This window comes from Nonomuraea turkmeniaca (assembly GCF_005889735.1).
Classification (GTDB): Bacteria; Actinomycetota; Actinomycetes; order Streptosporangiales; family Streptosporangiaceae; genus Nonomuraea; species Nonomuraea turkmeniaca.
In genome coordinates this window covers 1-1160 of record NZ_VCKY01000547.1, presented here as the reverse complement: position 1 = coordinate 1160, position 1160 = coordinate 1, and the positions used below count along the sequence as shown (strand labels likewise).

Here is a 1160-nt window from a genome sequence, read left to right as displayed (position 1 = left end):
GATGGGCGGTTGCCGGGTGAGCGGATCGCGTTCATGCTGGCCGACAGCCAGGCGCGGGTCGTGGTCGCGGACCGGGATGCCGGCATGGTGCCGGCTGGCGGGTCGATGGGTGTTCCGGTGGTCTGGTTCGATGACGCGCAGGAGGCGGTCGGCTCTGCCGATATCGCGCAGCCGGTGGAGGTGGATCCGGCCGGCGTGGCGTATGTGATCTACACGTCGGGGTCGACGGGTGCGCCGAAGGGTGTGGCGGTCACGCATGGGTCGCTGGCCAACTACGTCGGGTCGGTGTCGGATCGGCTGGGCTGGTCTGGGACTGGGACGCGGTATGGGTTGTTGCAGCCGCAGGTGACCGACTTGGGGAACACGGTGGTGTTCATCAGCCTGGCCACCGGTGGTGTGCTGCATGTGCTGGATCCGGAAGCGGTGACCGATCCCGAAGCGGTGGCCGGTTATCTGGCCGAGCACCGCATCGATCACGTCAAGGCCGTCCCCTCCCACCTGGCCGCCCTCACCGCCGCAGCCGGGATGGAGCGCATCCTGCCCGCCCGGTCGCTGGTGCTGGGCGGCGAGGCCGCCGCGCCCGGCTGGGTGGCTGACCTGGTGGCGGCGGCCGGGGATCGGCGGGTGTTCAACCACTACGGTCCGACCGAGGCCACCATCGGGATTGCCACCACTGAACTGTCGGCGCAGGTGCTGGAGTCCGGTGTGGTGCCGGTGGGCACGCCGATCGCCAACACCCGCTTGTATGTGCTGGATGAGGCGTTGAACCCGGTTCCGGCCGGGGTGGTGGGCGAGCTGTATGCCGCTGGGGCTTCGTTGGCCCGGGGGTATGTGGGTCGTCCGGGGTTGACGGGTGAGCGGTTCGTGGCGTGTCCGTTTGTGCCGGGTGAGCGCATGTATCGGACCGGGGACCTGGCCAGGTGGACCGCCGATGGGCAGGTGGTGTTCGCCGGGCGGGCGGATGAGCAGGTGAAGATCCGTGGGTTCCGGGTTGAGCCGGGTGAGGTCGAGGCCGCGCTGCTGGCCCATCCCGAGGTCGCCCAGGCGGTGGTCGTCGCGCGTGAGGATGTGCCGGGGGACAAGCGTCTGGTCGGCTATGTGGTGTCGGCCAACGGTGGCATCGACTCCGGCGCGATCCGCGACTACCTGGCTGGGCAGGT

General features: G+C 69.7%; 1 protein-coding gene. It reads left to right on the top strand.

Features of this window, described 5'->3' with window-relative positions; all coding sequences use genetic code 11:
• Positions 1–33 precede the first annotated feature (33 nt).
• Positions 34–1160, top strand: a 1127-nt coding sequence (locus tag ETD86_RS54430) for an amino acid adenylation domain-containing protein (protein ID WP_246149550.1), incomplete at its 3' end; no start/stop codon positions are given.